The 14,279-nt window shown below is 59.6% G+C and carries 9 protein-coding genes and 1 pseudogene; 7 read left to right on the forward strand and 3 right to left on the reverse strand.

Going from position 1 to position 14,279, the window contains the following annotated elements; all coding sequences use genetic code 11:
- Window positions 1-22: 22 nt before the first annotated feature.
- Together AC07OG_RS01305 and glnK are read right to left on the reverse strand one after the other, a co-directional pair.
- Window positions 23-1,360: an ammonium transporter gene (locus AC07OG_RS01305; RefSeq protein ID WP_060542538.1), complete on the reverse strand. Its 1,338-nt coding sequence runs from the start codon at window positions 1,358-1,360 to the stop codon at window positions 23-25.
- 35 nt (window positions 1,361-1,395) lie between these two features.
- The gene (glnK, locus tag AC07OG_RS01310) at window positions 1,396-1,734 is read right to left on the reverse strand and encodes a P-II family nitrogen regulator (RefSeq protein ID WP_002555808.1); all 339 of its coding nucleotides are present in this window, start codon (window positions 1,732-1,734) and stop codon (window positions 1,396-1,398) included.
- A 410-nt stretch (window positions 1,735-2,144) separates the two neighbouring features.
- Between glnK and AC07OG_RS01315 the strand changes: the two genes are divergently transcribed.
- The 4 genes from AC07OG_RS01315 to AC07OG_RS01330 all read left to right on the forward strand — a co-directional run bounded on the left by AC07OG_RS01315 (window position 2,145) and on the right by AC07OG_RS01330 (window position 6,770).
- Entirely contained in the window at window positions 2,145-2,405 is a 261-nt protein-coding gene (locus AC07OG_RS01315) for an accessory factor UbiK family protein (RefSeq protein ID WP_060542539.1), read from the forward strand.
- 421 nt (window positions 2,406-2,826) lie between these two features.
- Complete coding sequence (locus AC07OG_RS01320; protein WP_495066028.1) at window positions 2,827-3,345, forward strand: BRO-N domain-containing protein; 519 nt, start codon at window positions 2,827-2,829, stop codon at window positions 3,343-3,345.
- A 210-nt stretch (window positions 3,346-3,555) separates the two neighbouring features.
- The gene (locus tag AC07OG_RS01325; RefSeq protein WP_495066029.1) at window positions 3,556-4,599 is read left to right on the forward strand and encodes a hypothetical protein; all 1,044 of its coding nucleotides are present in this window, start codon (window positions 3,556-3,558) and stop codon (window positions 4,597-4,599) included.
- Window positions 4,600-5,276: 677 nt separating this feature from the next.
- Complete coding sequence (locus AC07OG_RS01330) at window positions 5,277-6,770, forward strand: YifB family Mg chelatase-like AAA ATPase (RefSeq protein WP_495066030.1); 1,494 nt, start codon at window positions 5,277-5,279, stop codon at window positions 6,768-6,770.
- Window positions 6,771-6,792: 22 nt separating this feature from the next.
- Here the strand turns inward: AC07OG_RS01330 and AC07OG_RS01335 are convergent.
- Window positions 6,793-6,975, reverse strand: a pseudogene (locus AC07OG_RS01335) (DUF4432 domain-containing protein); the annotation flags it as partial.
- Window positions 6,976-7,108: 133 nt separating this feature from the next.
- On the opposite strand from AC07OG_RS01335, the gene AC07OG_RS01340 reads away from it, so the two are divergent.
- Genes AC07OG_RS01340 through AC07OG_RS01350 form a run of 3 tightly spaced genes read left to right on the forward strand, consistent with a single transcriptional unit; the run spans window position 7,109 to window position 14,277 of the window.
- Window positions 7,109-8,497, forward strand: coding sequence for an SrfA family protein (locus AC07OG_RS01340; RefSeq protein ID WP_060542542.1), 1,389 nt, complete (start codon window positions 7,109-7,111; stop codon window positions 8,495-8,497).
- Window positions 8,498-8,503: 6 nt separating this feature from the next.
- Window positions 8,504-11,569 carry a virulence factor SrfB gene (locus tag AC07OG_RS01345; protein WP_495066031.1) on the forward strand — a complete coding sequence of 1,022 codons (3,066 nt, stop codon included), beginning with the start codon at window positions 8,504-8,506 and terminating at the stop codon, window positions 11,567-11,569.
- On the forward strand, window positions 11,566-14,277 hold the full coding sequence (locus AC07OG_RS01350; protein WP_495066032.1) for a putative virulence factor: 2,712 nt from the start codon (window positions 11,566-11,568) through the stop codon (window positions 14,275-14,277). The genes AC07OG_RS01345 and AC07OG_RS01350 overlap by 4 nt, the downstream gene beginning before the upstream one ends.
- The last annotated feature ends 2 nt before the right edge of the window (window positions 14,278-14,279 follow it).

The raw sequence follows: 14,279 nt of genomic DNA on the forward strand, positions 1-14,279 counted from the left end.
GGGCAAGTTTTCATACGCTTGCTTACAAGTTGTAGCCGCGCTCGTTATGAAGCGCCAGATCGATGCCGACCGCCTCTTCTTCTTCGTTGATGCGCAGGCCCATGACCGCGTCCAGCACCTTGAGAATGATGTAGGTAGCGACTGCGGTGTAGATCACCGTGAAGCCCACGCCTTTGCACTGAATCCAGACTTGTGCAGCGATGTCGGTCACGGTGCCGAAGCCACCCAGGGACGGTGCAGCGAACACACCGGTCAGGATTGCGCCGAGAATGCCGCCGATACCGTGGACGCCAAACGCATCCAGGGAGTCGTCATAGCCGAGTTTGCGTTTCATCGTGGTAGCGCAGAAGAAGCACACCACGCCAGCCGCCAGACCGATCACCAGTGCGCCCATCGGGCCAACGGTGCCAGCAGCCGGAGTGATGGCTACCAGACCGGCGACCACACCCGAAGCAATGCCCAGCGCGCTTGGTTTGCCGTGGGTGACCCACTCGGCGAACATCCAGCCCAGTGCCGCAGCAGCGGTTGCGATCTGGGTCACCAGCATCGCCATACCGGCGGTGCCGTTGGCCGCAGCGGCGGAGCCGGCGTTGAAACCGAACCAGCCGACCCACAGCATGGCCGCGCCCATCAGGGTGTAACCGAGGTTGTGCGGAGCCATCGGGGTGGTCGGGAAGCCTTTACGCTTGCCCAGTACCAGGCAGGCGACCAGACCGGCCACACCGGCATTGATGTGCACCACGGTCCCGCCGGCGAAGTCCAGCACGCCCCAGTCCCACATCAGACCGCCGTTGCCGGACCAGACCATGTGCGCGATCGGTGCATACACCAGGGTGAACCACACACCCATGAAGATCAGCATCGCGGAGAACTTCATCCGCTCGGCGAAGGCACCGACGATCAGTGCCGGGGTGATGATGGCGAAGGTCATCTGGAAGGTGATGAACACCGCTTCAGGGAACAGCGCCGCAGGGCCGGTCAGGCTCGAAGGCGTAACACCGGCCAGGAAGGCCTTGCCCATGCCACCGAAGAACGAGTTGAAGTTGACGACGCCCTGTTCCATGCCCGTGGTGTCGAACGCGATGCTGTAGCCATAAATGACCCACAGGACGCTGATCAGACCGGTAATGGCGAAGCACTGCATCATCACGGAAAGAATGTTTTTGGAACGAACCATGCCGCCGTAGAACAGCGCGAGGCCAGGAATGGTCATGAACAGCACGAGGGCTGTCGAGGTCAGCATCCAGGCGGTGTCGCCGGAGTTGAGGACTGGGGCCGCCACTTCGTCTGCCGCCAAAGCAAGGCTGGGCATTACGATGGACAACAGGGCTCCTAGCCCTGCGAATTTACGCAGAGTCATATTGTTTTCTCCTGGGGCGTTGGGTTTGTAGCGGCTTAGATCGCGTCGGTATCGGTTTCGCCGGTACGGATGCGAATCGCCTGTTCCAGATTGACCACGAAGATCTTGCCGTCACCGATCTTGCCGGTGTTGGCGGCCTTGGTGATGGCCTCGATGACCCGGTCCAGATCCTTGTCGTCGATGGCGACGTCGATCTTCACCTTTGGCAGGAAATCGACCACGTACTCCGCGCCGCGATACAGCTCGGTGTGACCCTTCTGCCGACCGAAGCCTTTGACCTCAGTGACGGTAATGCCCTGCACGCCGATCTCGGACAGCGACTCGCGTACGTCGTCCAGCTTGAACGGCTTGATGATGGCAGTGACTAGCTTCATGAAAACTCTCTCCCGAATTTGGTGGACTTGCCCCAGGAAAACAAACCCGTCTCAAGTCTAAGCGCAGTGCCTGGCTTTGTAACGCATCGTCGGCCCTGACCTGCCCGTCCGACGCCCCTCACGAAACACTCCCCCGCTTCGCTTGGCGCACTGCGTTCGTCACAGTGACTGCATCAGTGCATGGGTCATCAGGGTCTAAGCAGAAAGCTTGCCATCTCCACAAAAACTACTGTTTTCAAGCCTTTACCCGCAGATGACTGCTTCTTCGCCACAACACGCGACGCGATACGCACAACAACGGTGCGACACCGTCCGTCCATATGCGCGAAAAGCGTGCATCCCTTGCCCGCGCAAATGACTATAGATGCTGCGTGATACACTGCCCGCCATTGCTATCAGGACATTTCCCCATGCTCGCGCCCAAAGACTTCCTCGACGCCCTGAGCGGCACCGCCTCCCGCCTCTTCAGCGGTGACACCCCGCTGCCGAAAAGTGAAATCGAAAGCCAGTTCAAAATGTTGCTGCAGAGCGCCTTCAGCAAACTGGATCTGGTCAGCCGGGAAGAATTTGATAGCCAGATGGTTGTATTGGCGCGGACCAGGGCACGGCTGGAGGCACTCGAAACGAAAGTGGCGGAGATGGAAGCGAAGCTCACTCCACCCACCGAGTAAACACCGCGATCCCTGTGGGAGCTGGCTTGCCCGCGATTGAAGGTCGGCACGACCTTGCGCTTCACCTGTTGGAGCTGCCGCAGGCTGCGATCTCTTGATCTTAAGCCCGCGACAATCCAGGCAACGTCCTACAAAGTTCTCATCCGCCGTCCGATTGTGCCGCGAAGCTCTGGTTCCTAAGCTCACCCAATGCTGGATGTTCAGCACCTGGTTTGGCGACCTGGAACCAAGCAATTCACGGCAACCTCGTTCGATATCTGGATTTCTTTCTCGATTCGAATTATGGCGGCTGTGTGTGGGAGACCTTAGGGTCTGCCGGTATTCGCTTGGCCGGTTCGCCAACCCGCACGCAGCTGCCACCCTTATTGTTTGGCGACGATAAAACGACAGTTATCTATCAAGCGAATTTGGGTACTGCTCTATGGACGACAACTATTTAACCCCCCACGTCTTCACCCGCCACAAACTCCAACTCCACGCCCTACTCCTGCAAAACCAACCCTGGTTCAGCGCACGCGACCTGGGCCGATTACTACGCATTTACCTCAACGACCGCCAACTCCGAAAACTCGATCTCGACCAATACCAAACCACCCAAACCCTAATCTACGGCCGCATCGAAAACACCCTGCTGATCAGCGAATCCGGCGTCTATGCCCTGCTCGTCTATCACTACTGCCCCGAGTACCGAGCGCTGCGCGAATGGCTAACCCACGAAGTCGTCCCCGCCCTGCGAGACGCCCAACACCCCGCCACACCTGAACGCCCGCAACTTAGCCTGCTCAACTGGCCGGAAATGTCATTGAGCTTGCTGCACTGGAATAACCAGCCGTGGATTCGGTTGCAGGATGTGCCGCAGATGATGAGGGAGCGCAAGCAGGACCAACGCCCGGTTACCCCTTGGTGGAAGCGAGCTTCACGAGTATTGCCGTCGTTTTGAATATTCATCGTTCAAACCCGCTCGATCCGGGCTGAGCGTGTAAAGGGGATTCACCGTGTGTTACGCGGGGATCGACGGGACTGGCGAGCGCCATGTACTTAAGCCTCGGGTTCTGGCACAACCCAAGCCGGCTGCCGTATAGCTCCGCAGGCCGCAGCAGCTATGGCATATTGGCACCCCTTGAACCAACCGCACGCACCAGGGAAACGCATGGACACAATCGTCATTAGGTACTTCGAGCAGGTCAAAGACCTCGTGACGGGGACGGTAACCGTGTCCCCTTTGGGCAAAGAAACGCATGAGTCCATTTCTGAGGCGCTGATGCCTGGCGAGGGAACTCACAAAATCTTCTGCATCAAAAAATTCACTGGTGTCGCGAATTACCGTTGGTTTGTGGAAGGCATGGCACTGCTCTCCGCCCCTGGCGCCGTACCTGCTGAATTCTCGGTGACGCTCAGCAAGATCTACACCACGGTGCCAGAGGAATACCTTCAGCAGACGCTGAGTAAAACAGGCTACAAGCTGAACAGAGTGGTGCAGTTTGGGACGATAGTCGAAGTTGACTACGGGTTCATTCAGAGCATTGGCCGGGAGGATGGCGCTATAAAGACCAATAAGCGCTATTGCGATACCTTGCAGAAAGGTGAAATGCACAAGCGCAGACTGGCCATTGTGGTTCGCGCTAGTCGAGGGATTTGCCAGGTTGTTCCTGTGACCTCTGACGAACCTGATGACTCTGACAAAACCTGTTTTCAGCTTTCACGCCAGACACTCGACCCGCTCACGCTGTGGGGATCGAGCGGAAAGGACAGTTGGGCGATCAGCAAGATGGTGGAGTCCATATCCCCCAACAGGATCCTACCTCCGTCCACGATTTATCAGCATCGTGGACAGTCTCGTCGAGGCCGCAACACTCACTACGCATTGCGCCTAACGGAAGCAGAGAAAACCCTACTGAAGACCTCACTTCTTCACAGTATAGGCGTCACCGACTACCAGCAGACCAAGAACAAGCTGAACGAGACCCGCGAGCAGCTGCAAGAGCTGACAGCAGCAGCTGCCGAACTCCAGACAGCGAACGCTCGTATTGCAGCCCTCGAGGCTGAGAGAGGCGAGTTGCTTTTGTACAAGGAGGTTGCGCAAGACTGGGGGAAGGGGATGGGTGAAGGCCAGCTCGATGCAGCGATAAAAGATTTGAGAGAGCTCTACGAGGCCATGGTGACCGAGGGTTGGAATGAAACAATCACCGCCTGAATGCGAGCTACTGCTGTCAATCTGATTGACATAATGATTAGCAAGCGCTAACCTTTTTTCTACTGGCGAGGAATGCTGGAGCAGTACCGGAACCTCGCGACGGCCCTAGGGCATATACTGCAGAAGAAAACGATTTACAAAGAACCGCCTTTTGGCGGTTTTTTGCTTTTCGGATGCCAGCAATTGACTTGCTATCCGCAAAAGCGTGCCCATGGCACATTAGTCGGGCAGATACCGCGAGCAATACCAAATCAGAAATAAAAAAAAGGCGCCCATTGGGCACCTTTTCAGTATTTTTGAGGAGTAGTCGCAGCGATTCTTTAGCTCCCAGCCTTGCGACCTTGGGTTCAGAATCCGACAGGCTAGCCCGTCGTCACTACTTCAGAGAAACCAGCATTCTCAGCTGCCAAAAATGCGGGGGGGGGCCTTTGCTGGTGCCCAGTCCCGACGAATGCGCAGTTGCAGACCTCAGAAACGAGGATCCGTTAATGCCAGCCTATAGTCAACACTTTCAGTGTAAATCCTCCTTGTAAACGCCCCATTTAAGGGCTTTTAAAGCCTCCTGCAACATCCAGCGAAAATTCATTTCCACTGCCCCCACGCGAAACCCTCATCTCCTGACTACCCTTCAAAAACCCGCAGGAAGCGGCCTCCCCCGTCATGCTCAAGGAACGACCATGTCCCTCTCCATCGTCCACAGCCGCGCCCAGATTGGCGTGGATGCGCCCGCTGTCACCGTTGAAGTCCACCTGGCCAATGGTTTGCCGTCACTGACCATGGTCGGTCTGCCAGAGGCGGCGGTGAAGGAAAGCAAGGACCGGGTGCGCAGTGCGATCATCAACTCAGGACTGCAATTTCCGGCGCGACGCATCACGCTAAATCTGGCTCCTGCCGATTTGCCCAAGGATGGCGGGCGCTTCGATCTGGCGATAGCCTTGGGGATTCTGTCAGCCAGCGTGCAGGTGCCGGCGCTAACTCTGGATGATGTGGAGTGCCTGGGGGAGTTGGCGCTTTCGGGCGCGGTACGTGCCGTGAAGGGCGTATTGCCGGCTGCGCTGGCAGCGCGCAAGGCCGGGCGGGTGCTGATGGTGCCACGGGCGAATGCCGAGGAAGCCTGCCTCGCGTCCGGGTTAAAGGTGATCGCTGTGGATCACTTGCTGCAGGCCGTGGCGCACTTCAACGGGCATACGCCTGTTGAGCCCTTCGTCTCCGATGGGTTGATGCACGCCAGCAAGCCCTACCCCGATTTGAATGAAGTACAAGGTCAGCAAGCCGCCAAACGGGCCTTGCTGATTGCTGCGGCGGGGGCGCATAACCTGTTGTTCAGCGGGCCGCCCGGCACGGGCAAGACGCTGCTGGCGAGTCGTTTGCCGGGCCTGTTGCCGCCCTTGGCCGAAAGCGAGGCACTGGAAGTCGCGGCGATTCAATCGGTCACCAGTTGTGTGCCGCTCAGCCATTGGCCACAGCGCCCCTTTCGACAACCACACCATTCCGCCTCAGGACCGGCACTGGTGGGCGGTGGCTCGAAACCACAACCCGGCGAAATCACCCTGGCCCATCATGGCGTGCTGTTCCTCGATGAACTCCCGGAGTTTGATCGCAAGGTATTGGAGGTGTTGAGAGAGCCACTGGAGTCCGGCCACATCGTGATTTCCCGCGCCAAGGACCGCGTACGCTTCCCGGCGCGCTTTCAACTGGTCGCCGCGATGAATCCCTGCCCCTGTGGATATCTTGGCGAACCGAGTGGCCGTTGTTCCTGTACGCCGGACATGGTTCAGCGCTATCGCAACAAACTGTCGGGGCCACTGCTGGATCGTATTGATCTGCACCTGACGGTTGCTCGCGAAGCCACGGCATTGAATCCTGCGTTAAAACCCGGCGACGACACTGCCACCGCCGCCGAGTCGGTTGCCGATGCACGGGAACGGCAACAAAAGCGCCAAGGCTGTGCCAATGCCTTTCTCGACTTGCCGGGCCTGCGCAGACACTGCAAGTTATCCACAACAGACGAAACCTGGCTGGAGACGGCGTGTGAACGACTGACCTTGTCACTGCGAGCGGCCCATCGACTGCTCAAAGTAGCGCGCACCCTTGCGGACCTTGAACAAGTCGATGAGATCAGACGCGAGCACTTGGCCGAAGCGCTGCAATACCGGCCAACAAGCCAGTAGCTCAAATTTGTAAGTGCTTTGTGACCGGCGAATCCCAGCCCATGCGCATATTGCCGATCCGGTCCTGCAAGACGTTCATGCCGCGAGTCGGCACCACCCAGAGTTTCATCGTGCCGTTAACGTTGTCGACGATGCTGACGCCCTCCGCTCGAGCCTTCCCAAGCCAATTAAATTTGACCTTATGCAACCTCCGCACGCTTACGTTAGTCTCATACGGATTGAACCTCCGGCAGACTGTTTGCGATATCATAATGACATCAATGTCGCACGCTAAATGCAGGAGCAAGTACAGACACATTTGTCTGTCATTTTTGCGCAACGGATCGTATGGAGTTTGAATGCGCGGGGCACTATTACGCAGCGGTAAGAGCGGGTCATTCACTGCCCTCGGCGAAACAGGTCAACCGGTCTACCGGGCAGCCCTGCAATTGCGCGAAGCCATTCGCCGCAAGAACCCCGATTTGGTCGATCATCTGGCCATCCCTCAAAGCGATGAACTCGGCAACCAGATCGATTGGTACAGCGCCCTCGAAGGCGATGTGATTCCCTGGAGCAGCGCGACCGAAGAAGAACGCGCCCCTGCCCGTCGCCAGCTTGAATCGCTGAAAACTGCGCTCGAGGAATTGAGCCAGCGTTTCCTGGTCACTGATTCCGGCGAACCGCAGCAAGGCGACAAAGCCGTGTTCGGCAAGCTGCTCAAGCGCGTCATTCATTTCCCCGACGAAAACTTCGTCTACCTGGTGCAAGGCAAACCCGTGCTGACCTTTTGGGGTTTCGAGCATGCCGGCACCGGCATTGGCGATCCATTGCACTGCCTCTATCAGATTCCGCCCGCGTTCACGCCGCCACCCGCGGTCGAAGCGCCTGTTGTGGCGCCCGTCGTGCCGGTGGTTGCTCGTCCATGGTGGCGCCGCTGGTGGTGGCTGTTGCTGCTGCCGCTCCTGCTGCTGCTTTTGTGGTTGTTGCTCGGCCTGCGCGGTTGCGTGCCGATTCCGTCGGTGGCAGTAGACCTGCTGCCTGAGGGCATCGTGCCGGTGGAAAAACAACTGGAAGATCCGAAACTGCCTGGCAATGTCACGACGTTGAATGGCGTTCCGGTGAACGGCACTGTCGTGGGCTCCACCACAGGAACTGGCACCGCTGTGACCGGAACTCATGGCGTGGAAGCGCCGGCGGTCGAAGGTAGCGAGGCTGACGCAGCACCCACCGGCGTGACCCAAGACCCGGCCAAAGACCCGGCAGCGGACCCTGCCGCCGAATCGCCAACCACACCACCCGAAAACAAAACCGCGCCGCCGGATATCACATCACCCGAGGCCGAAAAACCTGCGGCCCCAAAAGCCGGCCCTCCCCTGAGCATCCCGCCAGACGCCGCCGACGGTGCCGCCAAGTTCCTCGACGGTCAGTACAACGCAGGCGCCGGGATACAAGACCGCCGGACCGGCAAACCGCTGCGTCTGGAATACCAGCTCAAGGACGGTAAGGGCCAAGTCACCGTACACCAGGCCGACGGTTCCAAATGCAGCGGACCGGTAAGCGCTACCATGAAGGGTGGCAGCCTGGCCATCGACAGCCAGGGCCAGGCCGTTTGCGGCGATGGCAGCACTTACGACATGCCCAAGGTCAACTGCCGCCCAGGGGCCACCACGGTCGCGGACTGCACTGGCGGTTACGGAAAAGAACAATTCCCCATGTCCATGCGGCAAGCGGCCGAAAAAACGGAATAACCCGACATGTTGCCTGAAGTCACTCAATTCGAAGACACCGTCACGCTGGTCAGCGACACCGGCATCCAGTTCATGGATTTCGCCCTGCGCCTGGATCCCCGCAAGGAGCCGGCGGGCGAGTTCGCACCGATGATCAGCGGGCTGATCTGCCGCTTGGCATACAACGAAGAGAAAGACTTCTTTTTCTACGAGCCCGAACCGGAAAAGGTCGAAAAAGCCAAACCTGCGTTCAGCCTCGACATGAAAAGCAGCCTCGAATTGCTCGACGGTATCTGGCTACCGACCCCGTTTTTCCGCTTCATGCCGCCCCATCGCTTCGATGAAGGTCCGACCAACTGGTCGCGCATGCGTCTGGTGAAACTGGCGACACCCGACATAGACGGTAACACCCACCGCCTGACGATGGCCTTCGACAGCCGTGTGATGCCCAAGCGTGACGGCACCGCTTACCTGGCGCCAAATGAAGAAGACATCAGCTCCGGTGTGTCTTTCAAACTGGCGACAAAAGCCAGCGAAACCCGCTGGTTCCTGGCACAGCCGTGGGTCAACGAGTGGCTGCTGGAAGTGTTCAACGAGGGCAATGCCCACCGTTCGCGCGCGGAGTTGGACACCGATATCCGCGCCAGCTATCACCTGGCGCACTACCTTAACTTGCTCAGCCTGTTGAGCACGCCGTCAGCCGCCCAGCAGTCGACGGCCCGGGCGAAAGTTGAAATCCCCGAACTGAAGGTGGTCGCCAACGACAGCAATGGCCTGGTCAAACCGATTCCGGTGGACCTGGTGCTGGACGTCGGCAACTCGCGCACCTGCGGCATCCTGATCGAAAACCACGGTCAGGCCGGCTCCGGGCTGAAGCAGAACTACGTGCTGGAACTGCGCGACCTGATCACCCCCGAACACACCTACAATCTGCCCTTCGAAAGCCGCGTGGAGTTCGCCCAGGCGTACTTCGGCAAGGACCACTGCTCGGTCAAGAGCGGCCGTCACGACGCGTTCCAATGGGCAACGATTGCCCGTGTCGGCAATGAGGCCAGCCGTCTGGCCAGCCGTCGTCGCGGTACCGAAGGCTCCACCGGCCTGTCCAGCCCGAAACGCTATCTGTGGGACGAAAACGCCTATGGCCACGGCTGGCGTTTCAACTGCTCGTACATCAAGACCGACAGCGAGCCGTACGCCACCGCCGCGCCGTTCTCGCACCTGATCAACGAAACCGGCGAGGCGCTTTACAGCCTCGAAGAGGACGATCGTCTGCCGGTGTTCATGCCGCGTTATTCGCGCAGCTCGCTGATGACCTTCATGCTCGCCGAAGTGTTGGCCCAGGCGCTGTCGCAAATCAACAGCCCGGCCCAGCGCTCGCGCCAGGGGCACACCCGCGTGCCGCGCCAGCTCAACAGCATCACCTTGACCGTGCCGCCGGGCATGCCACAGGCCGAGCGCAGCATCCTCAACGAACGCATGCTGCAAGCCATCGGCCTGGTGTGGAAAAGCCTCGGCTGGCATGCCGGTGAGGAAGATCCACACCAGGATCAGGCCGTCAGCCCGCGCACGCCGATCCCGAGCATTCGCGTGGAATGGGACGAAGCCTCCTGCGGCCAGTTGGTGTACCTGTACACCGAGGTCAACGAGAATTTCGCCGGTCACCCGGAAGAGTTTTTTGACACCATCGCCCGACCAGACAAGACCGACCGCCAACGCATCACCCTCGCGACCATCGACATTGGCGGCGGCACCACGGACCTTGTGATCACCGACTATCGCCTCGACCGCGCGGGTAATACCGGCAGCGGCAGCAACGTGCACATCGTGCCCGAGCAGCGCTTTCGCGATGGCTTCAAAGTGGCCGGCGACGACATCCTGCTGGATGTGATTCAGGACTTCGTCCTGCCGAGTTTCGAAAAGGCCTTGCAGAACGCAGGCGTAAAAGCCCCGGATTCGCTGATGTCACGGCTGTGCGGCGACGAATCGGTCAGTGCCCAGGACATGATCCTGCGCCAACAATTGAATCTCCAGGTGTTCGCCCCGCTGGGTCTGGCGCTGCTCAAGGCGTACGAGCATTACGATCCGCAGGTGCCGCAAGAAGTCACCCCGCAAAGCTACCGCCAATTGCTCGGTGACAACGCGATCAGCAAGAGCGTGCTCGACTACGTCAATGCCGCTGTGCGCCGCGATGTCGGCGGTCAGAGTGGTTTTGACCTGTATGCCGCACCGATCAGCTTCGACCTGCAAAAACTCCACGCCGCCTTCCTCAACGACCAGATCAACATCACCAAGATCCTTGGTGCGCTGTGTGAGGTGGCCGCGCAGTACCCCTGCGATGTCTTGCTGCTGACCGGCCGCCCTTCGCGCCTGCCCGGCATCCAGGCGTTCATTCGCAAGGTGTTGCCACTGCCACCGGGGCGCATTCTGGCGCTGCAAAACTACCGCACCGGCGGCTGGTATCCATTTCACAAGAACGGCCGGATCGACGACCCGAAAAGCACCGCCTCGGTCGGCGCCATGCTCTGCCTGTTGTGCGCCAACCACAGCGTGCCGAACTTCTACTTCCGTGCTTCGGCACTCAAGCCGTATTCGACGGTCAAGCACATCGGCGTCATCGACCTGAACAACGTGATCAAGGATGCGGACGTGCTGTACCGCGACATCCAGTCCGAAGACTACAAAATCAAGCTGCCGGAAATTGGCGTTGGCGACGCCGCCGACACGCCACAGCTGGAAATGCGCGGCGATCTGCGCCTCGGTTTCCGCCAGCTGGCCACCGACCGCTGGGCCGCCTCGCCGCTGTACACCTTGCGGTTCACCAAGGCCGGTCGGGAGAAGTTTTCCCGCGCCATCGGTGAAAACGGCAGCGCGCCGCTGCTCAAGGTGCGGTTCGAAGTCAAACCGGCGGACAAGTACACGCGCAAGCAGGATCTGGTCAGCGACCGCCTCTCGGTTCGCGACATCGAATCCAACAGCAACAACGTCAACTTCAACCCGCGCAGCGACCTCGAGCTGGAACTCAATACCATGCTCGACGCCGGCCTGAGCGAGACCAAGTACTGGCTCGACAGTGGAAGTGTGAAACGCAAATGAACGACCTGACCCCCGATCAAACTCAGCTCTCTGCCAGTTGGGCCGCTGTTTATGAAGGCGCCGGTCAGGCGCTGGACTGGATTGGCCAGACGCGCGGGAATGCGCCGCGCCTGGACAGCGAAGCCGACAACCTGAACATCCGCCTGCACCGCGCCCGCAACCTGGCTCAAAGCCTCGGTCGCGTGGCCTGCACGCCGATGACCATTGGCTTTTTCGGCTTGTCCCAGGCCGGCAAGTCTTACCTGATATCGGCCCTCGCCGCCGGTCAGAACGGCAAACTGGAAACCGAGTTCGGCGACCATCGTCTGGACTTCATCAAACACATCAACCCGGTGGGTGGTGGCAAGGAAGCCACCGGCCTGGTGACGCGATTCAGCCGTAGGGCGAGGGAAAGTCAGGACAAGGACTTCCCGGTAGAACTCACGCTGTTCAAGGAAATCGAGCTGGCGAAGATTCTCGCCAACGCATGGTTCAAGGATTTCGACCTTGAACGGATTTCCTACGAGATCGACGAAGAGCGCATCCAGCGCGCACTCAAACCGTTCGAAGGCCGCGAAACCGGGCCGCTGCAAACGGGCGTCAACGCCGACGATCTGGTGTCGCTGTGGGATTACCTGCGCGACAACTTCCGCAACTCGGTGAAAAAGCTGGAGCACCTGTACTGGCCCAAAGCGTTGCAACTGGCGCCACGCCTGAATTTCCAGGAACGGGCCGAGCTGTTTTCGATCCTCTGGGGTGAGCAACGCGAGTTGACCGGCGTGTACCAGCAACTGGCCGGCGCGCTGCACAAGCTGGGCCTGCCCGAGACGGTGTTCGCACCGCTAAAGGCATTGGTGAGCTTCGACAACGACACCTACAGCCAGCGCGATAGCATCATGAACGTCGACATCCTCGAACGTTTCGGCAGCCCGCTGGACTTGCCGATCGATGTTCGACCGCTGGTAGGCGAACGACTGCAAAACAGTCAGGCGATTCCCGTCGCGCAGCTGGCGGCACTGACCGCCGAAATGACCTTCCCCCTGATCGAAGCGCCGGTGGATGACATCGTCAATCAGGTCGACTTGCTGGACTTCCCCGGTTATCGCGGACGCCAGAAACTGCATGAGATCGCCGATTCCAGCGACCCGCAGTCCACCGCCAAGGACAACTCGGTTTCCCAACTGATCCTGCGCGGCAAGGTCGCCTATCTGTTCGAACGCTACACCGACAACCAGGAAATGAACGCACTGGTGGTTTGCACAGGCACGACCAAGCAAAGCGACGTCAACGACGTGGGCCCGGTGCTGACCCGCTGGATCGAAAAGACCCAGGGCGCCGACTCGGCCGCGCGCAGCAAGCGCGACACCGGCCTGATCTGGGCGTTGACCATGCTCGACCTGCGCATTACCAACTCCCTGAGCCTGACACCCGATCAGTACGACGAGAGCTGGAACGGCATGGTCAAGCTGACCATGCTGGAGCGCTTCGGCAGCCTGAGCTGGATGAACGACTGGGCCGGCACACCGTTCCAGAATACCTACCTGGTGCGTAAACCGCGTATGGACGCGGCGTTCATCGGGCAAGACGCGTCCGGTGCGGAAACCGGCCTCAACGCCATCTATCAGGAACGTGTCGACGCACTGGGTTCCAGCTTTGCCAGCAACGCCCTGGTGTGCAAACACATCAAGAACCCGGCCAACGCCTGGGCAGAAATGCTGCGCAACGATGACGGTGGCATTAGCCACTTCAGCGGCAGTTTCAAAGGCGTGGCCAATATCGAATTCAAATTGCAGCGCATCCGCGAGCAATTGAGCGAATGCCTCGAAGGCCTGACCACTCACGGCCTGAGCACCTGGTACCACGCTGACGACGACAGCGCCGCAGCCGCCAAGAAAGCCAAGGCGCAAATGATTCTGACAGGCCTGGGTCGTCGTCCGGCGGTGCTCGGTGAGTTGATCGATCAACTCGACATACCGAGCGAAGAGGTGCGCGACCTGTACCTCAGCGGCGTGTACGAAACCGATGACGGGCCGGCCGCGAAAGACGAGCCGATCGCCCCGACACCGAGCCAGAGCCTGTATGGCAACGACGCCGGTTTCGATTTCGATTTCAGTGACGACCTCAGCCACGAAGCACCGGTCAGCAGCAAAACCGGTGCCCCGGCACCCGAGTTGCAAAGCAACGAGCACCGTTTTGCCAAAGCGGCCTTCAAGGCCTGGATCGCACACCTGCGTGAACTGACCACCCGGCAAAGCCTGCTCAACCTACTGGGGCTGGAAAAAGCCTTGCTGGAGGCGGTGGTCGATGAGTTGATCACTGCCGGCTATCGCCAGGACTTGCCGGGGCAACTGAGCCGCGCCGTCCTCAAGCGCGCACAAAGTGGCGCGCGACGCGATCAACTGGTTGAGCGCCAGGTACTGGAAGTGCAACGTGTGCTGCGCGATTTCGTGTCCTGGTTCGGCTACCTCCAGAAGCCGGTGAGCGAGCGTCCAAACAGCCGCGCCGGAGCCAAGGCGCCGTTGTTTTCGTTCTACACCGACATTGGCCCGGGACAAGTCCCCGTGCTGCCGGCGCAACCGGCGAATCAGGCACAGCGGTATCTGGGCGACTGGCTCTCGGGCCTGGCCTACATCACGCAGGACAATGCCGGCCATGGTGCCGGACGTGAAATCACCCCTGAACAGAACGAACGGCTGGGCCAAGTGCTCACAGCCTTCGCAGCGAGATAAGC

Source organism: Pseudomonas sp. GW821-FHT09H03 (assembly GCF_059415945.1).

Coding starts and splice junctions, on each gene's coding strand:
- glnK (WP_002555808.1), bottom strand. CDS start 1,734: ATGAAGCTAGTCACTGCCATCATCAAGCCGTTCAAGCTGGACGACGTA.
- AC07OG_RS01305 (WP_060542538.1), bottom strand. CDS start 1,360: ATGACTCTGCGTAAATTCGCAGGGCTAGGAGCCCTGTTGTCCATCGTA.
- AC07OG_RS01330 (WP_495066030.1), top strand. CDS start 5,277: ATGTCCCTCTCCATCGTCCACAGCCGCGCCCAGATTGGCGTGGATGCG.
- AC07OG_RS01325 (WP_495066029.1), top strand. CDS start 3,556: ATGGACACAATCGTCATTAGGTACTTCGAGCAGGTCAAAGACCTCGTG.
- AC07OG_RS01320 (WP_495066028.1), top strand. CDS start 2,827: ATGGACGACAACTATTTAACCCCCCACGTCTTCACCCGCCACAAACTC.
- AC07OG_RS01340 (WP_060542542.1), top strand. CDS start 7,109: ATGCGCGGGGCACTATTACGCAGCGGTAAGAGCGGGTCATTCACTGCC.
- AC07OG_RS01315 (WP_060542539.1), top strand. CDS start 2,145: ATGCTCGCGCCCAAAGACTTCCTCGACGCCCTGAGCGGCACCGCCTCC.
- AC07OG_RS01350 (WP_495066032.1), top strand. CDS start 11,566: ATGAACGACCTGACCCCCGATCAAACTCAGCTCTCTGCCAGTTGGGCC.
- AC07OG_RS01345 (WP_495066031.1), top strand. CDS start 8,504: ATGTTGCCTGAAGTCACTCAATTCGAAGACACCGTCACGCTGGTCAGC.